The following is a 26,268-nucleotide window of genomic DNA, read 5'->3' as shown; positions in this document are numbered from 1 at the left end:
TGCTAGCTTATTTACCCCTATCATAACACTTTCGGTATGTATTCTCATATAAACGTAATCAATTATAAAAATACTTATTTTAAATAATGTTTAAATTTCAAATTGATTGTACGTTTTTCAGAAATTGCAAAAACAATGCCGATAAGTTATAATTCATATCTGATAAGTAAGAATTAGCGCTAACATAAATAAAGAAAGTGGGTTAAGTTCAGTGATACTCATTGTTGTCATCTGAACCAAAAATAATGATTGCATACGATTTGATAGGACAAACTCCATTAGTTTTATTAGAAAGCTTTAGTGACGAGAATGTTAAAATATACGCCAAACTTGAGCAATTTAATCCTGGTGGTAGCATCAAAGACCGTCTAGGGAAGTACTTAATTGAAAAAGCAATAGATGAAGGACGACTTAAAGAAGGGGATACAATAGTCGAAGCGACTGCTGGTAATACAGGCATTGGACTTGCTATTGCTTCTAATCGGCACAAAGTAAAATGTATCATCTTTGCTCCAGAAGGATTTGCAGAAGAAAAAATTTCAATTATGAAAGCATTGGGTGCAGATGTTAGACGTACCCCCAAAGCTGAGGGAATGACTGGCGCACAGCAAGAGGCGTTGGCATACGCAACACGATATGGATATTTATATATGAATCAATTCGAAACTAAAGATAATCCTGGGGCATATACACAAACACTTGCCAAACAACTCACAGATGAACTTTCACATATTGATTATTTTGTGGCAGGTGTTGGGTCCGGTGGTACGTTTACAGGAGTTGCACAACACTTAAAAACGTATGATGTAAAAAATTATATTGTAGAACCAGAAGGCTCTGTCTTAAATGGTGGTGTCAGTCATCCTCATGCAACTGAAGGGATTGGTTCTGAAAAGTGGCCATCATTTTTAGAAAAAGAATTAGTAGATGGTATTTTTACTGTTGCCGATAAAGATGCTTTTAATAATGTTAAACTTGTCGCGAATAAAGAAGGATTGTTAGTTGGTAGTTCTTCGGGAGCGGCATTACAAGGAGCGTTGGAATTAAAAAAAAGCATTCAAAATGGTGTGATTGTTACCATCTTTCCAGATGGAAGCGATCGATACATGTCCAAACAAATATTCAACTATAAGGAGAGTTTTAATAATGAATAAAAAAACGCAAATGATACATGGGGGACATACGACAGACAACTATACTGGAGCAGTGACAACACCTATTTATCAAACAAGTACTTATTTACAAGATGATATTGGTGATTTAAGACAAGGGTACGAATATTCACGTACTGCAAATCCTACACGTGCGTCTCTTGAAAGTGTTATTGCTAATTTAGAACATGGTAAGCATGGTTTTGCTTTTGGTTCAGGAATGGCAGCAATTAGTGCAGTTATCATGTTATTAGATAAAGGAGATCACTTAGTTCTTAATTCTGATGTTTATGGTGGCACATATCGTGCATTAACTAAAGTATTTACTCGCTTTGGTATAGACGTAGATTTTGTTGATACAACTAAAATTGAAAACATTGAACAATATATTAAACCTGAAACTAAAATGTTATATGTAGAAACACCTTCAAATCCATTATTGCGTGTGACTGATATTAAAGCATCAGCAAAAATTGCAAAAAAATATGATTTGATATCTGTAGTCGATAATACATTTATGACACCTTACTACCAAAACCCTTTAGACTTTGGTATTGATATCGTATTGCATTCGGCTACAAAATATATTGGAGGCCATAGTGATGTTGTAGCTGGTCTTGTTGCTACTGCTGATGATGATTTAGCAGAACGTCTAGGCTTTATTTCAAATTCTACAGGTGGTGTACTTGGACCTCAAGATAGCTATTTATTAATCAGAGGTATTAAAACGCTAGGTCTAAGAATGGAGCAAATAAACCGAAACGTTGAAGGTATTGTGCAAATGTTACAAAAGCACCCTAAAGTTCAACAAGTATTCCATCCTAGTATTAAGGAACATATGAACTATACTATCCATCAAAATCAAGCAACTGGGCATACAGGGGTAGTATCTTTTGAAGTTAAAGATACAGAAGCGGCTAAACAAGTGATTCACGCAACAAACTACTTTACACTGGCAGAGAGTTTAGGGGCAGTTGAAAGTCTAATTTCTGTACCGGCACTTATGACGCATGCGTCCATCCCATCAGATGTAAGAGCCAAGGAAGGTATTACGGATGGTCTCATTCGTTTATCTATTGGTATTGAAGACACAGAAGACTTAGTTAATGATTTAGAACAAGCCTTAAATACTTTGAGATAATATCACTTATTTAGAGATTAAGATGATGAAATGAAACGTTTTGCATCTTAATCTCTTGTTTTATATTTACTATTGAGTTGCGTAATTTCCACAATTTTTGAGATAAGTAACCAATTGTAGAACATTATTTTTCAGAATATTAATTAATTTTGGAAAAATCAAAAAAGATTGTTGACGGTACGACATCAATTCAATATAATGCAAATATTCAGATAATTTTAATCGGAAATTGGAGGGAGAGATTAGGTGATTGAATTCAAAAATGTTAACAAAGTTTTTCGCAAAAAAAGAGAAACTATTCAAGCTTTGAAAAATGTATCATTTAAGATTGACCAACATGATATTTTTGGTGTTATTGGTTATAGTGGTGCTGGTAAAAGTACATTAGTTCGGTTAGTCAATCAACTTGAGACAGTATCAGATGGTCAAGTTATTGTTGATGGTCATGAGATTGATACATATAAAGAAAAAGATTTACGTGATATTAAAAAAGATATCGGTATGATCTTTCAACATTTCAATTTGCTTAATTCTAAATCAGTCTATAAAAATGTTGCAATGCCACTTATTTTAAGTAAGACAAATAAGAAAGAAATTAAGGAAAAAGTTGACGAAATGTTAGAATTTGTGGGGCTTGCTGATAAAAAAGATCAATTTCCAGATGAATTATCAGGTGGACAAAAACAACGTGTTGCCATCGCAAGAGCATTAGTAACGCATCCTAAAATATTATTATGTGATGAAGCGACAAGTGCTCTGGATCCAGCTACTACAAGCTCAATTTTAAATTTATTAAGTAATGTGAATCGAACATTTGGTGTGACGATTATGATGATTACACATGAAATGAGCGTAATTCAAAAAATTTGTCATCGTGTAGCTGTCATGGAAAATGGCGAAGTGATAGAAATGGGGACAGTTAAAGATGTCTTTAGTCATCCACAAACGAACACTGCAAAAAATTTCGTTTCGACGGTGATTAACACTGAGCCTTCAAAAGAGTTACGGGCCTCTTTTAACTCGAGAAAAGATTCAAATTTCACAGATTATAAACTGTTTTTAGACTCTGAACAAATTCAATTGCCAATATTGAACGAGCTTATCAACGAGCATCATCTTAACGTTAACGTATTATTTTCTTCTATGTCAGAAATTCAAGATGAAACGGTTTGTTATTTGTGGTTGAGATTTGAGCATGATGAGTCATTTAATGATTTTAAACTTACTGATTACCTTTCAAAACGACATATTCGGTATGAGGAGGTTATATAAATATGTTTGGTTCAAGTTTAGATTCATCTCAATTATTACAAGCTCTATACGAAACATTGTATATGGTGACTGTATCACTTGTAATCGGTGCTTTAATAGGTATACCTCTTGGCATCTTGTTAGTGGTAACTAGAAAAAACGGTATATGGTCGAATACAATATTGCATCAAGTATTAAATCCTATCATTAATATTTTAAGATCAATTCCGTTCATTATTTTATTAATAGCCATAGTGCCTTTTACTAAATTGCTAGTTGGCACATCTATCGGCACAACAGCAGCCATAGTACCACTCACGGTTTATGTAGCACCTTATATCGCACGCTTAGTAGAAAACTCATTACTGGAAGTCGATGACGGGATTATTGAGGCAGCTAAAGCAATGGGTGCATCACCTCTTCAAATTATACGTTATTTTTTATTGCCAGAAGCACTTGGTTCATTAATTCTAGCTATAACTACAGCTATTATTGGTCTCATAGGTAGTACAGCAATGGCTGGTGCTGTTGGTGGTGGCGGTATAGGTGATTTGGCTTTAGTGTATGGTTATCAACGATTCGATACAATTGTCATTGTGATTACAGTCATTGTACTTATTATTATTGTTCAAATTATACAAACGTTAGGTAACTTTATCGCTAGGGTTATCCGTAGAAATTAAAATACTAGTAAGTGTTTTATAAATATTTAGGGGGAATTCATTTATGAAAAAGATTTTAAGTTTTTTAATCGTTGCAATTTTAGTTTTATCAGCATGTGGCGGTAATAATGGTAAAAAGGTAACCATAGGTGTTGCATCCAACGACACGAAGGCTTGGGAAAAAGTTAAAGAATTAGCTAAAAAAGATGATATTGATTTAGAAATCAAGCACTTTTCAGATTACAATGTTCCAAACAAAGCACTTAGTGACGGGGATATTGATTTAAATGCCTTCCAACACTTTGCTTTTTTAGATCAATATAAAAAAGCTCATAAAGATACCAATATTGAAGCACTTAGCACTACAGTATTAGCTCCATTAGGTATTTATTCAGATAAAGTTAAGAACATTAAAGATGTTAAAAAAGGTGCGCAAGTTGCTATTCCGAATGATGTATCTAACCAAGCTCGAGCACTTAAGTTATTAGAATCTGCAGGTTTAATTAAGCTTAAGAAGAACTTTGGATTAAACGGAACAACAAAAGATATTGAAAGTAATCCTAAAGATTTAAAAATTAAAGCTGTTGATGCACAACAAACAGCGCGTGCACTTTCTGATGTGGATATATCAGTTATCAATAACGGTGTTGCAACAAAAGCAGGAAAAGACGCTAAAAAGGATCCTATTTATTTAGAAAAAGCAAGTTCAGATGCAGTAAAACCATATATTAATGTTGTAGCTGTCAACTCTAAAGACAAAGATAATAAAACCTACAAAAAAATTATAGAACTTTATCATTCAAAAGAAGCTCAAAAAGCATTAAAAGAAGACACTAAAGACGGTGAAAAACCAGTAGATCTTTCTAAAAAGGAAATCGAAGAAATCGAAAATGAGTTGGCAAAAAAATAATATAAAGTTTTAGCGCAACATTCACCATATAGAAATTTTTAGTCTAGAATTCCAGTTATATGTGATGGTTGCAAAACAATTTTATAGTCAATGACTAAGTTGAAGATATATTTCTATATCTTTCATGGCATTTTACCTTTTTGAAGTGGGATAAAGAATTCATAGCGAATTCTATTCCTACTTCTTTTTTTATTCGAAATGTTGCATTTAGAATCTAGAAATAAGCGTCTGTCCATTTAATATTAATTTGAAAATAGAAAAAACATTACATTCGAAATTGTAAATATAAGGTGCGAAACCATATTAATAATAATTGTGATAAAAAAGACATTGTAATTGACTGCAAAATGTATTAAATTGGATAAATGCAAATATGTTTGAGCGTAGCCCTATTTTTTATTTAAAATAATATTTGTAATCAGAATGTCATCTAAAGCAAACATGCTATACATAATTAAAGAGTATAATATCTTTGTATTGTTAAAACGCGAATAAACAAAACCTAAAGTAGAGGAGGATTTCAAGTGCAAAAAAAATATATTACTGCCATTATTGGAACAACTGCCCTTAGCGCATTGGCATCAACTCATGCACAAGCTGCAACAACGCATACAGTAAAAAGTGGAGAATCTGTATGGTCAATTTCTCACAAATATGGGATTAGTATTGCTAAATTAAAATCACTTAATGGATTGACTTCCAATTTAATATTCCCTAATCAAGTATTGAAAGTATCAGGCTCATCTTCAAGAGCAACGTCAACAAATAGTGGCACAGTTTATACAGTTAAAGCTGGAGATTCATTATCTTCTATTGCTGCAAAATACGGTACAACTTATCAAAAAATCATGCAACTTAATGGGTTAAATAACTATCTTATTTTCCCTGGACAAAAGTTGAAAGTTTCTGGTAAAGCGACGAGTTCCAGTCGTGCAAAAGCTAGTGGGTCTAGTGGTCGTACTGCAACATATACTGTTAAGTATGGAGACTCACTATCTGCAATTGCTAGTAAATATGGGACAACGTATCAAAAAATTATGCAATTAAATGGATTAACTAATTTCTTTATCTATCCTGGACAGAAGTTAAAAGTGCCTGGAGGTAGTTCTAGTAGCTCATCTTCTAATAATACTAGATCAAACGGTGGCTATTATTCACCAACTTTTAACCATCAAAACTTGTATACTTGGGGACAATGCACATGGCACGTATTTAATAGACGTGCTGAAATAGGAAAAGGTATCAGTACATACTGGTGGAATGCAAATAATTGGGACAATGCATCAGCTGCTGATGGATATACTATTGATTATCGTCCTACAGTAGGCTCAATTGCACAAACTGACGCTGGTTACTATGGTCACGTAGCGTTTGTAGAGCGCGTGAATAGCGATGGAAGTATTTTAGTTTCAGAAATGAACTGGAGTGCAGCTCCTGGAAATATGACATATAGAACAATTCCAGCTTATCAAGTGAGAAATTACAAATTTATTCATTAAGAAAATTGTTTAACAATATATAACTATCAAATTAAGCCCATTGATGATTGGATTAAGAATCATCAATGGGCTTAATTATAGTTTTATAAAGATGCTACCAAATCTTTATAATATCGGAAAACTTGACTATTTTAATAAGTCTAAGCTTTGCATAAGTTGTTTGTAATTATTCACTGCGGCGTTATATTTTAAAGTGTCTTTATTTTTCACTTTTTGTAGTGGGTGCTCAATGATGTTAATCATATGTTTTGATAAACTATCAATATCATTTTTTTCAATGAGATAGCCATTTATCCCGTTTTGAATAATTTCACTTGGACCGTAACGAACGTTATAAGATAGGACTGGACACCCCATTTCTATACTTTCCATAAGTGTTAAGCCAAATCCCTCATATTGACTTGTAAGTAGAGAGGCTTTAGAATTCTTAAATTCTTGTAAAGGTTGATTGGTATATTTAAATATTTTAACTTTATCCGATAATTTTAATTCTGAAATCAAAGTATTCATCAATGGAATTTGATTATCTTCATCTCTACCAAATAAATGTAATTCTGTTTGGTAACCACTTTGCAAAAACTTGTGATAAGCTCTAATAATATGATCAATCTGTTTCTCTGTGCTAAAACGGCCTATATATATAAAGCGATTTTGATTGTTTGAGGAATCTTGTTCTACCTCCGTATCTAATTCGATAAAATGTGGTACTAGTTGGAATTGGTCGTCACTTATATGGAAATGTTGCTGTATATCGTGCTTTTGTTGGTGAGTGAGAACAATATACTTATAAACATTTTTTGATTGATTTAAAGCAAATCGATATGATTTTTTTATTTGGTCCCCTGATAAATGCGAGCTATGTAAAACAAGAATATTTTTTGTTTGGTGCGTTTGTTTAAGTAATGGTTTATCTAAAAATCGAGCATCATTAAAGACGATATCTTGATTTTTGAATCTATTCTGAAAATAAAACTGAGCTAATAATTTATCATTTTTAAAGGTCTTATAAAGTTTTTTATTTCTATATATTTCTACGCCATTAATTTTGCTGTTTGGTTTAGTTTTGAAATATCTCTTGCAGTACATAGAGCCCTCAGTATCAAATAATTCGTCGCTATGTTTTAAAGAAGAGTCATCATAATAATATTCTTTTCTATGAAGTTGGCCGTATAAGTTATATTGATGGCGCTCATATTTCAATCCTGATGTGGGAGAAATGAAGTCCTCATATTCAAGAACATTAGACTGTCCATAATACTTTCGAGATCTCACATGACATTCATTATTATAATAATGAATAAGACCACTCTTTTTTCCTTGCTTATCAATAAGTCCTTTAATCTTTCTAGGTGTTTTAATGTATTTTGGATTCCTAGTAATCAATGTTTTTGGGACTTTAAAAAGTTTGAAATTTGATAACCATTCATACATATTCTCGAATTGTATATTTTCTGTAACTTTGTTTTCTTGTCTGTATTTTTTATAAATACTAGGATAATTACCATGATAATTAGTGGTGAGAATTTTACTTGGAATTTTAAATTCTTCATCTAACAGTTTAATTCGTCTGAGTAAAGCTTGAGTTCTACCACCATGGGATAATGGAAGGGTGGTTGTTACTGTGTATATCATAATTAATTCTCCTTTATTTCAAACTTAAATTATTAGATAAGTTGTATAAATTGTTAATTACTTATGATAAACATTTTTATGAAAATTACAAGAATTTTAATAACTATTCAGAATTTGTACTATATAACCGTGTTTGTGTTTAGTATTAAATGCAATGCTTTGTCACACTATTTTATAATTGTTTAATTTGTTTAAAATAAAAAAGAGGTGAGGAAGAATTTTTAATCTATTCATCTCCCCACCTCTTACTTTAAGATAAAAAGTTTAAAAATGATTAGAACAATATTTTTAAAACTAGTCATCTCATAAGAATATATTTTAATGTTTGGCAACTTATTTTTTCTGAAAAAATTTAATTATCAGTTTTAATTTGTTTAGTGATAGTCATATTCATCTCTAACTTTTTTAAAACTTGTGAATAAGCGTACCCCATTGATTGCAAATGATCCAAGTGCACTTAACTTACGAAGTTTAGATGCAGATTTAATAGAAATGTAAAAATCAATGATTGTTCCAAGTGCGCTTAGACCTAATGATAAATAGACAAGTTGTTTATTCTTAGCATTATAGCGAATTCCGTTATAACCATCTACAATGAATCCTGCTACATTGAATAATCTTGATAAACGTGAAGCGTTTGCTTGTTTAGCCATAAATTATGATTCCCTCCGTATACCATACTTATTTTGAAGATTAAAATATTCGAATGTATGGTTAATTGTCATATTTTCAATTAAATGTAGTTTAGTTAAATCATGTAGTAACTTATTTATGATAACATAATACTAAATATAAGTATGAAATTGAAGATATTTATTATGAATAAGGGTGAATTGATGAATGATTAAATGTGTTTGCTTGGTTGAAGAAAAGAATCATCAGTTACTACTTGTACAAGTTCGACATAGAGATAAGTATTATTTCCCGGGTGGTAAAATTGATGAGGGTGAGAGCCTTGTGGAAGCTTTACAGAGAGAATTGAAGGAAGAATTGCGCTTAGAATTAGCTAAAGATGAATTAGAATTTATTGGAACTATTGTCGGAGAAGCCTATCCACAACCTAATATGTTGACTGAACTTAATGGATTTAAAGTTAATCGAGCTATAGATTGGTCAAAAGTTGAAACCGATCATGAAATTACTGACATGAAATGGTTCGATATCAATGACAGTGAAAATATAGCGCCTGCAGTGAATACGTGGATTAAGGAATTTATCAATGATTAATAGATAGGGTTTAAATATTAACATCATATTACGCAACTCAATTTCTATTGATGTGAAGTTTTGATAATATCAAGTTTATGAAAGCGCGCTAATTGAATATTTAAACTGTGCTCATTATAGAAGCCATTAACCTAACCTAGTTGTGCAGGTACATAGATGACTGAATCTTTCTGAGTGAAAAGATTAATGGTTAGACAGTATATGAAAAAACCTATTTGCTATATTATTTTGGCGATGCATTATAGAAAGTTAATGTTGAGCAAAAGTTGTCGGTGAAAAGTGAGTAAGTTGTTACACAGATGTGAGAAAGATATATTTTCATGGGTTAAAGAATTTACGTACACTATCAAATATAAAAAAGAATATGACGAATATTTATTAAAAATGCAATTACTTTAAATTAGGTTTATACATTAAGAATAATATTAAACATCCCATCGCCATATAATAATTAAGTTAAATTGTTTGATTATCAACGCTCGCTTTAATTATTTAAAGGCGATGGGAATATTTTATTTATTTTGTTGATTCGTAAGAGTCTTCTTCTGACTGACATGTTTAATCATAAATGCTGTAATCCATGCAGTAATGGGAATGCTAATTGCAACGGCGATACCACCAAGTAAAATAGCTATAAATTCCTGTGTGAATATCTTCGAATTAATGATGTGTCCAAATGAATATTTTAATTTAAAGAACCAGAAGAATAAAGTTAATTGTCCTCCGAAAAATGCTAAATAAATGGTGTTGGCAGAAGTTGCTAATATCTCTCTACCCACACGCATACCAGACTGAAATAATTGATGCTGATTTAAATTTGGATTAGTCTCATTTAGTTCATACATAGGGGAACTAATTGTTATTGCTAAATCAATGACTGCAGCTATCACTGCAAGAACAATTGTAAATACCATAAATTGTACCATATTAATACCAATATTCATTGAATACACATATGTTTCATCCTGCTGTTCGGTGGCAAAACCTTGTAAGTGACCCATCTCAACTGAAAAGTATATCATGAGTATTAATATAAGTATTGTTACTAAAGTACCTAGAAAAGCCGCTTGTGTTTTTACATTGTAACTATTTAATACAAATAAATTAATTGCGGCTATGATAAAGCAAAATATAAATGTGACAAGATAGATTGGCACACCATATATAATTAAAAGAATACTTATTACAAGAATGATAAAATTTAAAAACAAAGTGAAAAAAGAAATGAGTCCTTTTTTACCTCCGAAAATAACCATTATCAACAATAATAAGAAACCTAAAATAGTAATTGCACTCATTGATTAACACCTCGCAGTTTAAACCATAGTTCCATTAAAGCAATTGTTATAGGAATAGTTAAAACGATACCTATCCCACCAGTTAATGCTCGAGCAACTTCTAATGACCAATTCATCGAAATAGTATAAGTAATAGTGTTAGCATTTTTTAAATAAATTAGAAACATAGGTAAGCTACCAGATAGATATGAAAAGAGAAGTATATTAGTCATTGTTCCCATTATATCCTGACCGATATGTCTTCCGGCAAGAGCCCAACGTTTCATGGAAATTTGAGGGCTACGTTTTAAAATTTCGTACATCCCACTTGCAATAGTAATAGAAACATCCATCACTGCTCCAAGTGTACCTATTAGTACGGAAGCTAGAAAGACATCCTTAGGAGGGAGAGTAAGGAAAGTGATTGTTTCGTATTTTATTCCATTTCCCCCGGTAAATTTGATGATGACTTCGGTAATTCCAACACATAAGAACGTACCAATCAGCGTACTTACAATAGTAATTAAGGTTCGGCTATGCCAACCTGTTACAAGTAGTAAAGTGAAAGAAGTGGAAATGATAATAGCACAAGTCATCAAAAAGAATAAACTTATAGCCCCATATTGATCATGTATTAAAATAGCTCCCATAACGGCAATGGTATTAACGATAAGAGATAATATAGATTGAAGTCCTACTTTTTTTCCTACAACTAAAACAGTAAGTAAAAATAAGCCGGTTATTATGACAACAATAGTATCTCGTTTTTTCTCTATAATAGTTGCGTCTTTAGGATTTTTAGAAATATGTAAAAGAACCTTGTCATTTTTGGAAAATGATTCTGAATCAGCTTGAGATTTCACATATTGGTGGGGAATCGTCGTTGTTTGCCCCTTGAATTCACCATTTAGAATCTTGAATGTTATCTTCTCTTTGTACTTAATATCTTTATTTTTGTGCTCGTCTGTTACCTTTTGTGATTGGATATCAGTAATTTGAGTGATTTGTCCTATAGGCATATTATAAAATCTATCGTTAAAAAACGTGAATATTAACGTACCTAAAAATAGGCAACTAAAGATTATCATCATCCAAGTAAAAGGTGTTTTTAAAAAATTCTTGGATTGCATCTTAAAACCTCAATTCTCAACTTAATAATCATATTGATATAGCGATTATACGACCTTTTATGATTGAACTCAAAAAGTTATCAATGAAATGTTGATGTCGAAGAGTGATAAACTTTTGAAAAGATAAGATGAATGGTTAATTTATAGTGGATTTATTTAATAATGTGTAAATTAAATTCCATGCTATATTAATGTCGTTTTTCTTGTTATCTTTTCGCATAACTACACATAGCGTTCGTTTTAATTCTGTATGATTTAAAGGGATTTTAGTCCAATTTACGTGATTATATAGTAAACAATTTTGACTAGAAATAATAAATCCCTTATCATTACTCAAAATATGTTGAGCGAGTTTCATATCTGAAATCATTCGTACTTGTGCTTTAGTCTTTTCAATCAATTTACTTTTTATAGAGTTTGCCATTGGTTCGAGACAGTATAGTGATTGATTTGTAAATTGAGATAGCGGGGGATGTATAGTCATAGCTAGCGGATGTGATTTGGGTACATACATATGATAATTTTCTTCAAATAAAGGCATGACGCGTAAATGTGTTTCCCGTTCTAACACAGGAGTAAATTCAGTGATTGCAATATCCAACTGATTGGAAAGAATTTGATCTAATAATTTATCATGTATTGTAAGTTGCGGAATCATGGTACTGTTACTTTGTTGTTCAAATGTTTGAATTAGGGGAAGAATCATTTGAGAGGCATCACTTTCTTCATATCCAATATAAATTGTCTGTTGATTATGTGATGCGTGTTGTTGAAATGAGTGAATGGTTTTATCCATTAATTCTAGTATTTGAGTTGCCTGTGAGAGTAACTGTCTACCTTCAACAGTTAATATGATATTTCTACCACTTCTTTTAAATAATGTCACCCCCAATTCTTTTTCGAGTTGAGTGATTTGACGACTAATCGCAGACTGTGCAATGTTTAGTTCTAATGCTGCATCTGAAATATGCTCTCGACGTGCAACCTCTACAAAGTATCTAAGTTGTTTTATATCCATAGTTGATTTCCCTCCATTCAATAAAATAAATACTGTCTTATTCTAAACCTAGTATATCAGTATTTTTTGGAATCGTTCTAATAATTAGATGAATTTAATCTAATTTATATATTGAACAGATAAATAAATTACATTATAGTTATTAATATCAAACAAAATTGTCAGAAAATTCTAATAAGGGAGTGTGCATCATGTACAATGAGAAATTAAAAAAAGGACTATACGATTATCGTGAAGAGCATGATGCGTGTGGTATTGGATTTTATGCCAATATGGATAATAAAAGATCTCACGATATTATAGAAAAATCTTTAGAAATGTTAAGACGGTTAGATCATCGTGGTGGAGTAGGTGCCGACGGTATTACTGGTGATGGTGCTGGAATTATGACGGAGATACCATACCAATTGTTCGAACAATTAACAGAATTCAAAGTTCCCGGCGAAGGATATTATGCCGTGGGATTATTTTTTTCTAAAGAGAAAGTTAGAGATTCAATTCACGAAGAGATGTTTAATCAATATTTTGAAAGTGAAGGTTTTAAAGTCATTGGATATAGAGATGTGCCAGTAGATACTCGCGCTATTGCTCAACATGTTGCAGATACTATGCCTTATATTCAACAAGTATTTGTTGACATCACAGGTGTAAATGAAGTTGAAAAACGATTGTTTTTAGCAAGAAAACAAATTGAAAAATATAGTGAAACACAATCCATAGATTTATATTTCACAAGTCTCTCTCATAGAACGATTGTTTATAAAGGTTGGTTACGTTCAGATCAAATTAAAGGCTTATATTTAGACCTACAAAATGAGGCATATCAATCAAAATTAGGACTTGTACACTCCCGCTTTAGCACTAATACATTTCCAAGTTGGAAACGTGCACATCCAAATCGAATGCTTATGCACAATGGTGAAATTAATACCATTAAGGGTAACGTAAACTGGATGCGAGCACGCCAAAATAAACTAGTTGAAACATTATTTGAAGATGAGAAAGATAAGGTGCATTTTATTGTTGATGAAGATGGTAGTGACTCATCAATAGTTGATAATGCGTTAGAGTTCTTATCATTAGCAATGGAGCCTGAAAAAGCAGCGATGTTATTAATTCCAGAGCCATGGTTATACAATGAATCTAACGATAAAAAAGTTCGTTCTTTCTATGAATTTTATAGTTATTTAATGGAGCCATGGGATGGACCAACTATGATTTCCTTTTGCAATGGAGATAAGATAGGTGCATTGACTGATAGAAATGGATTAAGACCTGGGCGTTATACAATAACTAAAGATAATTTTATTGTTTTTTCTTCCGAAGTAGGTGTCATTGATGTTCCGGAAGAAAATGTAGCATTTAAAGGACAACTTAATCCTGGGAAGTTATTACTTGTAGACTTTTTACAAAATAAGGTTGTAGAAAATAATGAGCTAAAAACTAATATTGCTAATGAGTTGCCCTACGAACAATGGCTAAAAGATTATAAAAATCAAAATGATTTAGATAATATTTATTACCAATCTTCCGACTGGGATGATCAAACACTCTTCCGCTTACAGAAACAATTTGCTTACACTAAAGAAGATATCAATAAATATATGACAGATTTAGTCATCAATAAAAAAGATCCCATTGGAGCGATGGGATATGATGCACCTATTGCAGTTCTTAATGATAAGCCTGAGTCGCTATTTAATTATTTTAAACAATTATTTGCACAAGTTACCAATCCACCCATCGATGCTTATCGAGAAAAGATTGTAACGAGTGAACTTTCATATTTAGGTTCAGAAGGGAACCTTTTATGTCCTGATGAATCAGTTTTAGAAAGAATTCAATTAAAAAAACCAGTTTTAAATGAAGCGCAATTATCATCAATCGATCATTCGTATTTTAATGTAACGTATTTATCTACACTTTATACAGATGATTTGGAAAGTAGCTTAACTGAACTAGGGAACCGAGCAATACAGGCTGTACATGAAGGAGCGAAAATTTTGGTGTTAGACGATACGTCGTTAACTCACGAAAATAGTTATGCAATGCCAATTTTATTAGCATTAAGTCACGTGCATCAATTATTAATTCGAGAAGGATTAAGAATGGAGACCAGCCTCATTGCGCAGTCCGGTGAAACACGAGAAGTTCATCATGTTGCATGTTTACTTGGTTATGGTGCAAACGCTGTAGTTCCATATTTAGCGCAACGAACGATTGAACAATTAACGCGTCAAGGTCAACTTTCAGGAAACGTCGCTGAAAATGTTGCTACGTATACCAATGTATTGTCAGAAGGCGTTATTAAAGTGATGGCTAAAATGGGCATTTCTACCGTACAAAGTTATCAAGGAGCACAGATATTTGAAGCGGTAGGTTTATCGAATAGCGTCATTGAAAAATATTTTACAGGTACACAGTCAAAATTATCTGGTATAAGTATTGAACAAATAGACCAAGAGAATAAAGCGAGACAAAGTGATGATTCTGATTATCTTGAATCCGGAAGTGTATTCCAATGGAGACAGCAAGGTCAGCATCATGCATTTAATCCTCGTACGATTTTTTTATTGCAGCATGCATGTAGAGAAAATGATTACGAGTTGTTTAAAAAATTCTCCAAAGATGTAAATTTACAACGTACGGATCATATTAGACATTTATTAGAATTCAAGACACGTCAATCTATTGATATTAGTCGTGTTGAACCAGCAAGTGAAATTGTGAAACGTTTTAATACAGGAGCTATGAGTTACGGCTCTATCTCAGCAGAAGCACATGAGACGTTGGCTCAAGCTATGAATCAAATTGGAGGTAAAAGCAATAGTGGAGAAGGTGGTGAAGATTCTTCACGTTACGAAATTCAAAAGGATGGAAGTAATAAGATAAGTGCAATTAAGCAAGTTGCATCAGGTCGTTTTGGGGTGACGAGTGATTACTTGCAACATGCAAAAGAAATTCAAATTAAAGTTGCACAGGGCGCTAAACCAGGGGAAGGTGGACAACTACCAGGTTCAAAAGTATATCCATGGATTGCTGAGACTAGAGGTTCGACACCAGGTATAGGATTAATTTCACCACCACCACACCATGATATTTATTCAATTGAGGACTTAGCACAGCTCATTCATGATTTAAAAAATGCAAATAGAAGAGCTGATATTGCAGTTAAACTTGTATCTAAAACTGGCGTTGGAACTATAGCTTCAGGGGTAGCTAAAGCTTTCGCCGATAAAATTGTTATAAGTGGTTATGATGGAGGTACAGGTGCATCGCCTAAAACAAGTATTCAACATGCAGGTTTGCCATGGGAGATAGGCCTTGCCGAAACACATCAAACACTTAAATTAAATGATTTGCGTAGTCGTGTAAAATTAGAAACGGATGGTAAGTTACTGACAGGTAAAGATGTAGCTTATGCTTGTGCGCTCGGTGCAGAAGAATTTGGTTTCGCAACAGCACCACTTGTTGTTTTGGGGTGTATTATGATGAGGGTTTGTCATAACGATACGTGTCCAGTAGGGGTTGCAACACAAAACAAAGATTTGAGAGCTTTGTTTAGAGGTAAGGCACAGCATGTAGTTAACTTTATGTATTTTATAGCTGAAGAATTACGTGAAATTTTGGCTTCACTTGGTTTAGAAACAGTAGAAGAGTTAGTAGGGAGAACAGATCTTCTTCAACGTTCGACGCAATTGAAACCAAATAGTAAAGCAGCGTCTCTTCAAATAGAACGTTTAATTGAACAATTTGACGGTGTTAATACGAAAGAGATATCACAAAATCATCATCTTGATGAAGGATTCGATTTGAATTATCTGTACCCAGACGCACGCTATAGCATTGAAAACGGGCACTCTTTTACCGGAAATTATGTTGTTAATAATGAACAGCGAGATGTAGGTGTAATTACAGGTAGTGCGATAGCTAAACAATATGGAGAAGAAGGATTGCCTGAAGATACGATACTTGCTTACACTGAAGGTCATGCAGGTCAAAGCTTAGCAGCATATGCACCACGCGGATTAACAATTCATCATACCGGTGATGCTAATGATTATGTAGGTAAAGGATTGTCCGGTGGAACTGTCATCGTAAATGCTCCAAATAGTCAGCGTGAAAATGAATTTATAGCAGGAAATGTAAACTTTTACGGTGCTTCTAGAGGTAAAGCGTTTATCAATGGTAAAGCTGGTGAGCGTTTCTGTATTAGAAATAGTGGCGCAGATGTTGTGGTAGAAGGTATTGGTGATCATGGACTTGAATATATGACAGGGGGACATGTCATTATCTTAGGAGACGTAGGAAAGAACTTTGGCCAAGGTATGAGCGGGGGCGTAAGTTATATTTTCCCTTCTGACGTGGAGACATTTAAAAAGGTTAATGCGCTTGAAACTTTAGAATTCAGTAGTATACGTTTTGATGAGGAAAAATCCCTTATCAAAGACATGCTCGAAGCACATTTTAAGCATACACGTAGTAATAAAGCACGCCAAATACTCGACCAATTTGACAATATTGAAAAGTTAGCAATTAAAGTTATTCCAAAAGATTACAAATTAATGATGCAAAAAATTGATTTGAAAAAACGTCAAATGGAACGTGAAGATGAAGCAACACTGGCAGCGTTTTATGATGATAGAGAAACAATTGAACAAGAGTTACAGCCAGCAGTCATTTATTAAAGAAGTGGGGGATTATCATGGGCGAATTTAAAGGATTTATGAAATATGATAAACAGTCGCTATCAGAATTGTCTTTGGTAGACCGTCTTTCGAATCATGAAGCGTTTCAACAACGCTTCACTAAAGAAGATGCTTCGATTCAGGGTGCTCGCTGTATGGATTGTGGAACACCTTTTTGTCAAACTGGGCAATCTTATGGAAGAGAAACAATAGGATGCCCTATTGGTAATTATATACCTGAGTGGAACGACTTAGTCTATCATCAAGATTTTAAAGCTGCTTACGAAAGATTGAGAGAGACGAATAATTTTCCTGAATTTACAGGAAGAGTTTGTCCAGCACCATGTGAGCAATCATGTGTTATGAAAATTAATAGAGAATCCGTGGCGATTAAAGGTATTGAACGTACAATTATTGACGAAGCATATGAGAACAAGTGGGTTCATCCCGCATATCCTGAAGAGCATAAGGACCAACGAGTTGCTATCGTAGGTAGTGGCCCAGCGGGACTTACAGCAGCTGAAGAATTAAACCTTAAAGGCTATAAAGTTACGGTTTATGAAAAGGCGCATGAACCAGGTGGCTTGCTAATGTATGGCATACCAAATATGAAACTAGATAAAGACGTAATACGTCGACGTGTATCACTTATGAAAGATGCTGGGATTTTATTTAAAACAGGCGTTGAAATTGGCGTCGATGTGAGCCGTGAAACACTTGAAGAAAATTATGATGCTATTATTTTATGCACAGGTGCTCAAAATGCGAGAGATTTGCCATTAGAAGGACGAATGGGCTCTGGTATTCATTTTGCAATGGACTATCTTACTGAACAAACCCAGTATCTAAATGGTGAGATTGAAAGTTTGAGCATTACTGCTAAAGATAAGAATGTAATTATTATTGGTGCTGGTGACACTGGTGCAGACTGTGTAGCGACTGCATTACGTGAAGACTGTAAATCTATTGTCCAATTTAATAAATATACGAAGCAACCTGAAGAGATTACTTTTGAAAGTAATACTTCCTGGCCATTAGCAATGCCTGTTTTCAAAATGGATTATGCGCATAAGGAATATGAAGCTAAATTTGGTCAAGAACCAAGAGCCTATGGTGTACAAACAATGCGCTATGATGTTGACGAGTTAGGAAATGTTAAAGGCTTATATACACAAATATTAAAAGAAACGCCTGATGGCATGGTTATGGAAGATGGACCAGAACGATTTTGGCCGGCTGATTTAGTCTTATTATCTATAGGGTTTGTTGGCACTGAAACCACTGTTCCGCATGCGTTTGATATACACACCGAGCGTAATAAAATTGTAGCTAATGATACAAATTATCAAACCAATCATGCTAAAATATTTGCTGCAGGAGATGCAAGACGAGGTCAGAGCTTGGTTGTTTGGGCAATAAAAGAAGGTCGTGAAGTAGCACAGTCTGTTGATCAATACTTAAGTAAAAAAGTTCTAGTGTAAACTCAAGAATAATTATATTGACTTTTAATTAAAGTCATTATATTATTGTTATTGTGTTAATTGGAGGAATACCCAAGTCCGGCTGAAGGGATCGGTCTTGAAAACCGACAGGGCCTTAACGGGCCGCGGGGGTTCGAATCCCTCTTCCTCCGCCATTAGAATTTAAATTCCAAGACTAATAGATACCAAAGAGGCTGGGACATAATTCCTAGCCTCAGATTTTTTATATACTCTACTTCATAATCATTTCAATGACAGCTCTAATATTTTTACCTATATATTTATCAACATGTTGAGCAAGGTAATAGTGACGTTTCACATTTAAAGTTGTTATCACTAATTTTTCATAATCTTCTGGATGAAGTGCTGATTTTGAAATAATTGCAAACCCATTTCCAGCCTCTACCATTTGTTTAATAATCTTAATATTATTAATTTCTATCAAATATGGATTTAATTTCAACTCAGAAAGACCTACTTCCTGATAAAACCTTGTTCCAGACCCTTTTTCTCTAACGAAACATATATCCATTCTAGGTTGAATCGATTTTTTGTAAATATACACCATTTCGTCTTCCATTATTTCCTTACATTTTATTGCATTGTCTTGAATTTCCTTTTCTACAATACCTATATCTACTCTGTTGTGTTTAATATCATTTATAACAGAATCTGAATTATTAACACGTAAATGAATATGTAACTTAGGGTATTGTTGCATAAGACTGGTAAGCTGTTCTGATAATAAATATTCACCGTATGTATAACTGCTTCCAATTGTTAAGGTGCCTGAGATGATTTCAGATTCCGATGTTAAGTTTTGCCATAGTTCTTGTTCAATACTTTCCCGTTGCAATGCGTATTGTAGTAGCTTTTCGCCATCTCTAGTTAGTTTTAAATATGGAGATTTAAATTCAAATATTTTAACATTATATTTTAATTCTAAACGTTTAATATCACGACTCACAGAAGGCTGCGAAGTATATAAATTTTCTGCTGCTCTAGTAAAACTTTCTGTTTTCATTACTTCAATTAATACCTTATACGGATCCATGCATCATTCTCCTTTAAGTCTAATATAACATTTTTGATATATATACTATACTTATTATTTATTTAACGCTATAACAATAACGTGCTAAGATTTCATATCGAGGTGAAAGTACATATGAAATCAATAGCGCAGACTTCATTTATAAAAGGTATTATGTTTACATTTACGATTGCAATAATCAGTTATATATTAGCTAAATTTCCTATTTTACATACGATTGGAGCATTAGCTATTGCCATCATTTTTGCGATGATATACCGCCAAGTCATAGGTTATCCTGAGCATATTCGCCCAGGTATTACGTTTGCATCAAAACGTTTATTAAAATTTGCGATTATCTTATATGGGTTAAAATTAAATATGGGAGATATTCTAGGTAAAGGCTGGAAATTACTACTTATTGATATTATCGTAATTATCTTTTCAATAAGTTTAACTTTACTTTTGAATCAAATTATTAAAGGAAATAAAGATATCTCTATACTACTTGGTATTGGTACAGGAGTATGTGGAGCTGCAGCTATTGCAGCTACAGCACCAATCTTAAAATCTAAAGAAAAAGACATTGCAATAAGTGTAGGTATTATTGCACTAGTTGGAACTATATTTGCACTTATTTATACAGCTATCGAGGCTATTTTTAACATACCTACTATAACTTATGGTGCTTGGACAGGTATCAGTCTACATGAAATCGCTCAAGTCGTTTTAGCAGCAGATATTGGCGGATCGGAGGCAATGACATTTGCTTTACTTGGAAAATTAGGCCGTGTGTTTTTACTTATTCCATTAAGCATTGTCTTAATTTTGTATATGCGTTATAAGTCACACTCAAGTCAAGTACAACAAAAAATCGGTATTCCTTACTTTCTAATTGGATTTATTATAATGGCTTGTATCAATACATTTGTTCCTATTCCTTCATTACTTATGAATATTATAAATGTTATTACAGCGTTATGTATGTTAATGGCGATGGTTGCTCTAGGATTGAATATCGTTTTAAAAGAAGTTATTTCAAAAGCACTTAAACCATTCATTGTGATCTGTATAACTTCAATTTGTCTGTCTGGTGTGACTCTTTTAGTTACTTCTATAATGTTTAAATAAGGTGACATGTTATATGTTTATATTTAAAATAAAAAAGAGGCTAGGAATTATGTCCCAGCCTCTTCCTACGATTAGTCAAGTACTTATAATTAAAATAAGCATTACTTAACTAAACCGTTCATTTTAATTTTTTTGAATAAGGTGTTAAACTATATTTGATTGTACGTTTGGCTAATGTGGTGACATTTGATAATCGTACAATTTATGATTCATTACAAGATAATGAATCGTTTTTAATAATCGATTTATACAAGCAATGATGGCAGTCTTATGAGGTTTCTCATTAGGCTGCTTTCTTAGTTTGTAGTAATAATCGACGACATGATTGTCATAATGATGCTGCCCTCTTATTATATTCATAATCACCCAAAATAAAAGTTTTCTCGCTTTTTTATTACCACGCTTGTTGATGGTATCTCTACAGTGTGTATGACCTGATTGATATCGTTTGATATCAATGCCAACAAAAGCATTGAGTTGTTTATTTGATTTAAATCGCTTAATATCACCAATCTCCCCAATAATCATAGCTGTGCTTAGCTTACCAATACCAGGTATCGAATGAATATTTTCAAAATAATCGAGTTGTTGTGCTAATTGAATCATGGCATCATCTAATTGTTTGAGATGATGAATAGATTGTTTTAATTGTTGAATAAGTAAGCGTAATTTTTCGACTAGAAAGGAATGTCTATCGACATTAGGATAGCTTTCTTGAGCAATCACTCTTAATTAAAGTGCATATTTTGTAGCTTTATCCATTGACATTCCCTTATCTGTAGAATTAAATATATGTGTAATCAGTACATCCTTGTCGATATCAAGAACCATGTCTGGATGAGTAAAGATTTCTGCGATGTTGAGTGCAATGATTGAATATCGACTACTAAATAATCTTTCTAAACCAGGGAATGTTTGATGGAGTAATTCAAGGATCTGAAATTTAAGTCGATTTTGTTCATTCTCGATTTCTAGATGAAAACGGACGCGTTCTCTTAATTCAAAGAATACTAACTCATGTATAGGTAAGCTTCCTGTTTGTTTAAGCGTCGGTCCTAAACAAGCGAGCTTATGAGCATCTGCCTGATCAGTTTTCCATGATCTTAGAGCGCTCGTTTTAAATTTGGCTTCTAACGGATTCATTTGAATATAGTTAATTTGATTTACACAACAAAATCGTTCCATACCTCTTGAATAGATACCTGTAGATTCAAAAATGAGTTGTGGGTGGTCTAAGTCATTCAAATACTTGAGTAAATAATTGTAACCATTTTTATTATTTTGGATGAAAAACTCTTTTTGGAATTTTCCATTTTTATAATGTGCAACTACACTACTTCTTTTACTAATATCAACACCTAAGTAATCGATAAAAAACCTCCTTTGAATAATTGAGAAGCTAAAAACTTTACTTAACCTTTCTCATTTCATTTTCCTATACACGGTTTCAAGAACCCAACATACTACAAACGAACTTCAAAAGGCGAGAGTAAAGCTGACTTGTTTTTTATACGGATTTAAAATCCAAGAGTCTGGACAGTCTACTTCTCTCTATAACTATAAAAAAATCTATCGTCATAGATTTCTTCATAGCTAATCTTAGTATGTTTTTTATGTTGCATTTGTAATTTATATATGAATAAATTTTTTAATGTAACTCATTGTGCAGAAAATTTAAATGCTTTTGGAGATAAAGGATTAATGACCGTAGGAGAAACGTCTTCAAAGACAATTAATCATTGAAAAGGATTCGCAATTAGATATAAGTTATTCAAGTAAGTCTGTTACTTTTGAAACTTTTTCATCTTTTGACTACGAAATTTTTGGTAATTATTTTACACCTTTTACAGCTACTGTCAGAAGTACTGCTTTTTTGAAGATACCACATATTTTTAATATATTATTTCAAAATATTTAGCCACAGAATTTTTAAGACGACGATAATTACATTTTAATGAGTTTCAAAAATCGTCGTATTTTTTTAAAGCGAAGAAGATTAAATTTTTACGCTTGCAAAGAGAGGCAGAATTATAGTAATATAGTTCTTACCGTGCTAGGTGGGGAGGTAGCGGTTCCCTGTACTCGAAATCCGCTTTATGCGAGACTTAATTCCTTTGTTGAGGGCGTATTTTTGTGAAGTCTGCCCGAAGCACGTAGTGTTTGAAGATTTCGGTCCTATGCAATATGAACCCATGAACCATGTCAGGTCCTGACGGAAGCAGCATTAAGTGGATCCTCATATGTGCCGTAGGGTAGCCGAGATTTAGCTGTCGACTTCGGTAACGTTTATGATATGCGTTCGATACAAAGGTGCATGGTTTTTTACTTTAGATTTAAGCAAATTTTTATATAGATAATAAAGGTCTAGGTTATGAAACTTAGATATATAGTCCGATGTGAAGTTATTTAAATTTCATTCAGGGCTATTTTTTTATTTACAATTTAATTTAATATAATAGCTATTGATTTCAATCTTAAAGTTGGAGTAGTTACTATGAAGCGTTATAGTTATTTATCTAAATATTAATTTCAATGTTTGATGTTAAGTGTGATGTTTTACTTCAAGTTATTTTTATTAAATGGATTAATAACGAATAATTTGTTAAAGTTATATCGTTGTAAAATGAAAACCTAGTTAATTAAAAAATTTACGTCGAAATATAGAATGGCTTATTAAAATGGAGGATACATGCATATTTATTTAAGTACTTTAACAGAGGTCGATTATGAAACGTCACTAAATAGTATAGAAAATAATTATAATCTAAATCCAGAATCCAGTTGGCAAGATCGAGCGCGCGTTAAAAATCTAAGAAAACTTGAAAACTATAATTATGAATTAGAAGTTATAGCTAAGAATGAATTGAATGAAGTTATAGGTCACGTTGTGTTAGCAGAGGTTAAGTTGTCGTCTAAAAACAAAAAAGCGATAGCGTTAGCCATTGGTGCACTGTCAGTAGATAAATCTATTCGAAACCAAGGGTTAGGTCAAGCGCTGTTAAAAGCTGTAGAAGAACGTGCAAAAGAACAAGGATATTGTGCTATTTTTGTAAATAATCATCCTCAGTACTTTGAGAAATCTGATTATGAAGCAGCTCATTTATATAATATACATATAGAAGAAAAACGAAATGATCAAACATTATTAGTAAAATTTCTAAAACCGGTTCAAAATGAATGGTCTGGAATGACAGTGTATTATCCGGAAGTACTGGATTGATTTTTAATTGAAAAGAAAATATAAGAGCGTGATATAATAATGAGTAATTGTTAATGGAGGTGCTACGGTGGATTACCAAGCTTTGTATCGTATGTATAGACCGCAAAGTTTTGATGATGTGGTTGGACAAACGCATGTAACTAAAACACTGCGTAATGCAATTTCAAAAGGTAAACAATCTCATGCATATATTTTTAGTGGTCCGAGAGGTACGGGTAAAACGAGTATTGCAAAGGTTTTTGCCAAAGCTATTAATTGTCTTAATAGTGACGATGGTGAACCTTGTAATGAATGTGCGATTTGTAAAGGAATCACACAAGGTACGAATAACGATGTAATTGAAATTGATGCTGCAAGTAATAACGGTGTAGATGAAATAAGGAATATTAGAGATAAAGTTAAGTACGCACCTAGTGAATCTAAGTATAAAGTATATATTATTGACGAGGTTCATATGTTAACTACTGGTGCTTTCAATGCTTTGCTTAAAACATTAGAAGAACCACCAGCGCATGCTATATTTATCTTGGCAACAACAGAACCACATAAAATTCCACCCACTATTATTTCGAGAGCGCAACGATTTGACTTTAAAGCAATTAGCAGTGACCAAATTATAGACAGACTTAAGTATGTAGCTAATTCCCAATCTTTGGATTACGACGACGCAGCATTAGAATTTATTGCTAAAGCATCAGAAGGTGGTATGCGAGATGCATTAAGCATTATGGACCAGGCAATAGCGTTCGGAGACGAACGACTTACGTTACAAGATGCTTTAAATGTTACAGGTAGTGTTGATGAAGCGGCGTTAAATGAGTTGTTTAATGACATTGTAAAAAGTGATGTTAAAGCTGCATTTAATAGATATCATCATTTTATTTCAGAAGGTAAAGAAGTCAACAGACTCATTAATGATATGATTTACTTTGTTAGAGATACAATTATGAATAAAACGTCTAACGAATCCGTTCATTTTGAATCACTTATTCATTTCGACTTAGATATGTTATACAAGATGATAGATATCATCAATGATACACTAGTATCCATTAGGTTCAGTGTAAATCAAAGTGTTCATTTTGAAGTGTTGCTAGTTAAACTTGCAGAAATGATTAAGACACAGCCTCAAACTGTACAAAATGTAGCAACAGCATCGGTAGCTAATGAACCAGATAATGAGATGTTATTACAACGTTTAGAACAACTTGAAAATGAGCTTAAAACCTTAAAAGAACAAGGGATCAAAGCTAATAAAGTTAATAAACAACCTAAGAAGCCAACACGCACGATTCAACGATCTAAAAATGCGTTTTCTATGCAACAGATAGCGAAAGTATTAGACAAAGCAAACAAAGATGATATCAAATTATTGAAGAACCATTGGCAAGAAGTGATTGATCATGCGAAAAGTAATGATAAAAAGTCTTTAGTTAGTTTACTACTGAATTCAGAACCGGTAGCAGCTAGTGAAGATCATGTGTTAGTTAAATTTGATGAAGAAATTCATTGTGAAATAGTAAATAAAGATGATGAAAAGAGAAATAATATTGAAAGTGTAGTTTGTAATATAGTTAATAAAACTGTCAAAGTAGTAGGAGTGCCGGCTGACCAATGGCTGAGAGTGAGAGCAGAGTACTTACAAAATCGTAACACCAATGAAACACATCAAAGCGAAAAACAAAGCACACAACAGTCTCAACAAATAGATATTGCTCAAAAAGCTAAAGACTTATTTGGTGAGGAAACTGTACATTTAGTTGATGAAGACTGATACATGACAAGCGATATATTGGTATGTATAATGTAATAAAAGC

The 26,268-nt window shown here is 32.8% G+C and carries 19 protein-coding genes, 1 tRNA gene, 1 other RNA gene and 1 pseudogene; 14 read left to right on the top strand and 8 right to left on the bottom strand.

Annotation, left to right across the window (positions count from 1 at the left end; translation table 11 throughout):
- Positions 1–245 precede the first annotated feature (245 nt).
- From NST35_RS11480 to aae, 6 genes are all read left to right on the top strand, one after another.
- The gene (locus tag NST35_RS11480; RefSeq protein ID WP_001829369.1) at positions 246–1,154 is read left to right on the top strand and encodes a PLP-dependent cysteine synthase family protein; all 909 of its coding nucleotides are present in this window, start codon (positions 246–248) and stop codon (positions 1,152–1,154) included.
- Positions 1,147–2,292 carry a bifunctional cystathionine gamma-lyase/homocysteine desulfhydrase gene (locus NST35_RS11475; RefSeq protein WP_001829386.1) on the top strand — a complete coding sequence of 382 codons (1,146 nt, stop codon included), beginning with the start codon at positions 1,147–1,149 and terminating at the stop codon, positions 2,290–2,292. The genes NST35_RS11480 and NST35_RS11475 overlap by 8 nt, the downstream gene beginning before the upstream one ends.
- A gap of 246 nt (positions 2,293–2,538) precedes the next feature.
- Positions 2,539–3,564 (top strand): methionine ABC transporter ATP-binding protein, encoded by a 1,026-nt coding sequence (locus tag NST35_RS11470; RefSeq protein WP_001832450.1) that lies wholly within the window; start codon positions 2,539–2,541, stop codon positions 3,562–3,564.
- A gap of 2 nt (positions 3,565–3,566) precedes the next feature.
- Positions 3,567–4,226 (top strand): methionine ABC transporter permease, encoded by a 660-nt coding sequence (locus tag NST35_RS11465; RefSeq protein WP_001829353.1) that lies wholly within the window; start codon positions 3,567–3,569, stop codon positions 4,224–4,226.
- A 43-nt stretch (positions 4,227–4,269) separates the two neighbouring features.
- Positions 4,270–5,115: a dipeptide ABC transporter glycylmethionine-binding lipoprotein gene (gene gmpC / locus NST35_RS11460; RefSeq protein ID WP_002456836.1), complete on the top strand. Its 846-nt coding sequence runs from the start codon at positions 4,270–4,272 to the stop codon at positions 5,113–5,115.
- Between the two features lie 524 nt (positions 5,116–5,639).
- Positions 5,640–6,614 (top strand): autolysin/adhesin Aae, encoded by a 975-nt coding sequence (aae, locus tag NST35_RS11455; RefSeq protein ID WP_001829380.1) that lies wholly within the window; start codon positions 5,640–5,642, stop codon positions 6,612–6,614.
- 126 nt (positions 6,615–6,740) lie between these two features.
- Here aae and NST35_RS11450 read toward each other — a convergent pair whose 3' ends face one another.
- Both NST35_RS11450 and NST35_RS11445 read right to left on the bottom strand, forming a co-directional pair.
- Positions 6,741–8,246, bottom strand: a complete 1,506-nt coding sequence (locus tag NST35_RS11450; protein WP_001832460.1) for a glycosyltransferase — start codon at positions 8,244–8,246, stop codon at positions 6,741–6,743.
- A gap of 374 nt (positions 8,247–8,620) precedes the next feature.
- Positions 8,621–8,899, bottom strand: a complete 279-nt coding sequence (locus tag NST35_RS11445) for a hypothetical protein (protein ID WP_001829373.1) — start codon at positions 8,897–8,899, stop codon at positions 8,621–8,623.
- 187 nt (positions 8,900–9,086) lie between these two features.
- Here NST35_RS11445 and NST35_RS11440 point away from each other — a divergent pair, with 187 nt between their 5' ends.
- Entirely contained in the window at positions 9,087–9,473 is a 387-nt protein-coding gene (locus tag NST35_RS11440; protein WP_001829379.1) for an NUDIX domain-containing protein, read from the top strand.
- Between the two features lie 512 nt (positions 9,474–9,985).
- Here NST35_RS11440 and NST35_RS11435 read toward each other — a convergent pair.
- From NST35_RS11435 to gltC, 3 genes are all read right to left on the bottom strand, one after another.
- A complete protein-coding gene (locus NST35_RS11435) occupies positions 9,986–10,771 on the bottom strand; it encodes a YibE/F family protein (protein ID WP_001829362.1) in 786 nt (261 codons plus the stop codon).
- Positions 10,768–11,880: a YibE/F family protein gene (locus tag NST35_RS11430; RefSeq protein WP_340747309.1), complete on the bottom strand. Its 1,113-nt coding sequence runs from the start codon at positions 11,878–11,880 to the stop codon at positions 10,768–10,770. Before NST35_RS11430 ends, NST35_RS11435 begins: the two co-directional genes overlap by 4 nt.
- Before the next feature lie 136 nt (positions 11,881–12,016).
- Entirely contained in the window at positions 12,017–12,898 is an 882-nt protein-coding gene (gene gltC, locus NST35_RS11425) for a glutamate biosynthesis transcriptional regulator GltC (RefSeq protein WP_002458578.1), read from the bottom strand.
- 191 nt (positions 12,899–13,089) lie between these two features.
- On the opposite strand from gltC, the gene gltB reads away from it, so the two are divergent.
- The 3 genes from gltB (at position 13,090) to NST35_RS11410 (ending at position 19,222) form a co-directional block, all read left to right on the top strand.
- Positions 13,090–17,586: a glutamate synthase large subunit gene (gltB, locus tag NST35_RS11420; RefSeq protein ID WP_002458577.1), complete on the top strand. Its 4,497-nt coding sequence runs from the start codon at positions 13,090–13,092 to the stop codon at positions 17,584–17,586.
- Between the two features lie 17 nt (positions 17,587–17,603).
- Positions 17,604–19,067, top strand: a complete 1,464-nt coding sequence (locus NST35_RS11415) for a glutamate synthase subunit beta (RefSeq protein WP_002458576.1) — start codon at positions 17,604–17,606, stop codon at positions 19,065–19,067.
- Between the two features lie 62 nt (positions 19,068–19,129).
- Positions 19,130–19,222: transfer RNA gene (locus tag NST35_RS11410), tRNA-Ser, on the top strand.
- A gap of 77 nt (positions 19,223–19,299) precedes the next feature.
- On the opposite strand, the gene NST35_RS11405 is transcribed toward NST35_RS11410, so the two are convergent.
- A complete protein-coding gene (locus tag NST35_RS11405; RefSeq protein WP_002458575.1) occupies positions 19,300–20,121 on the bottom strand; it encodes a LysR family transcriptional regulator in 822 nt (273 codons plus the stop codon).
- 114 nt (positions 20,122–20,235) lie between these two features.
- Here NST35_RS11405 and NST35_RS11400 point away from each other — a divergent pair, with 114 nt between their 5' ends.
- Positions 20,236–21,231 carry a YeiH family protein gene (locus NST35_RS11400; protein ID WP_002458574.1) on the top strand — a complete coding sequence of 332 codons (996 nt, stop codon included), beginning with the start codon at positions 20,236–20,238 and terminating at the stop codon, positions 21,229–21,231.
- 354 nt (positions 21,232–21,585) lie between these two features.
- On the opposite strand, the pseudogene NST35_RS12550 reads toward NST35_RS11400, so the two are convergent.
- Positions 21,586–21,837, bottom strand: a pseudogene (locus NST35_RS12550) (IS110 family transposase); the annotation flags it as partial.
- Between the two features lie 126 nt (positions 21,838–21,963).
- Positions 21,964–22,581 carry an IS110 family transposase gene (locus tag NST35_RS12545; protein WP_420181787.1) on the bottom strand — a complete coding sequence of 206 codons (618 nt, stop codon included), beginning with the start codon at positions 22,579–22,581 and terminating at the stop codon, positions 21,964–21,966.
- A 698-nt stretch (positions 22,582–23,279) separates the two neighbouring features.
- On the opposite strand from NST35_RS12545, the gene ffs reads away from it, so the two are divergent.
- The 3 genes from ffs to dnaX all read left to right on the top strand — a co-directional run bounded on the left by ffs (position 23,280) and on the right by dnaX (position 26,225).
- Positions 23,280–23,549: signal recognition particle sRNA large type (ffs, locus tag NST35_RS11385), an RNA gene on the top strand.
- Positions 23,550–23,920: 371 nt separating this feature from the next.
- Positions 23,921–24,451, top strand: coding sequence for a GNAT family N-acetyltransferase (locus NST35_RS11380; protein ID WP_002458571.1), 531 nt, complete (start codon positions 23,921–23,923; stop codon positions 24,449–24,451).
- A gap of 67 nt (positions 24,452–24,518) precedes the next feature.
- Positions 24,519–26,225: a DNA polymerase III subunit gamma/tau gene (gene dnaX / locus NST35_RS11375; protein ID WP_002458570.1), complete on the top strand. Its 1,707-nt coding sequence runs from the start codon at positions 24,519–24,521 to the stop codon at positions 26,223–26,225.
- The last annotated feature ends 43 nt before the right edge of the window (positions 26,226–26,268 follow it).

Origin of the sequence: Staphylococcus sp. FSL W8-0304 (assembly GCF_038006565.1) — a bacterium.
GTDB classification, from domain to species: domain Bacteria; phylum Bacillota; class Bacilli; order Staphylococcales; family Staphylococcaceae; genus Staphylococcus; species Staphylococcus epidermidis.
This window is presented reverse-complemented; position numbering and strand designations above follow the sequence as displayed.

Coding starts and splice junctions, on each gene's coding strand:
- NST35_RS11440 (WP_001829379.1), top strand. CDS start 9,087: ATGATTAAATGTGTTTGCTTGGTTGAAGAAAAGAATCATCAGTTACTA.
- gltC (WP_002458578.1), bottom strand. CDS start 12,898: ATGGATATAAAACAACTTAGATACTTTGTAGAGGTTGCACGTCGAGAG.
- gmpC (WP_002456836.1), top strand. CDS start 4,270: ATGAAAAAGATTTTAAGTTTTTTAATCGTTGCAATTTTAGTTTTATCA.
- NST35_RS11430 (WP_340747309.1), bottom strand. CDS start 11,880: ATGCAATCCAAGAATTTTTTAAAAACACCTTTTACTTGGATGATGATA.
- gltB (WP_002458577.1), top strand. CDS start 13,090: ATGTACAATGAGAAATTAAAAAAAGGACTATACGATTATCGTGAAGAG.
- NST35_RS11405 (WP_002458575.1), bottom strand. CDS start 20,121: ATGGATCCGTATAAGGTATTAATTGAAGTAATGAAAACAGAAAGTTTT.
- NST35_RS11480 (WP_001829369.1), top strand. CDS start 246: ATGATTGCATACGATTTGATAGGACAAACTCCATTAGTTTTATTAGAA.
- NST35_RS11415 (WP_002458576.1), top strand. CDS start 17,604: ATGGGCGAATTTAAAGGATTTATGAAATATGATAAACAGTCGCTATCA.
- NST35_RS11450 (WP_001832460.1), bottom strand. CDS start 8,246: ATGATATACACAGTAACAACCACCCTTCCATTATCCCATGGTGGTAGA.
- NST35_RS11435 (WP_001829362.1), bottom strand. CDS start 10,771: ATGAGTGCAATTACTATTTTAGGTTTCTTATTATTGTTGATAATGGTT.
- NST35_RS11475 (WP_001829386.1), top strand. CDS start 1,147: ATGAATAAAAAAACGCAAATGATACATGGGGGACATACGACAGACAAC.
- NST35_RS11445 (WP_001829373.1), bottom strand. CDS start 8,899: ATGGCTAAACAAGCAAACGCTTCACGTTTATCAAGATTATTCAATGTA.
- NST35_RS11400 (WP_002458574.1), top strand. CDS start 20,236: ATGAAATCAATAGCGCAGACTTCATTTATAAAAGGTATTATGTTTACA.
- NST35_RS11465 (WP_001829353.1), top strand. CDS start 3,567: ATGTTTGGTTCAAGTTTAGATTCATCTCAATTATTACAAGCTCTATAC.
- NST35_RS11380 (WP_002458571.1), top strand. CDS start 23,921: ATGCATATTTATTTAAGTACTTTAACAGAGGTCGATTATGAAACGTCA.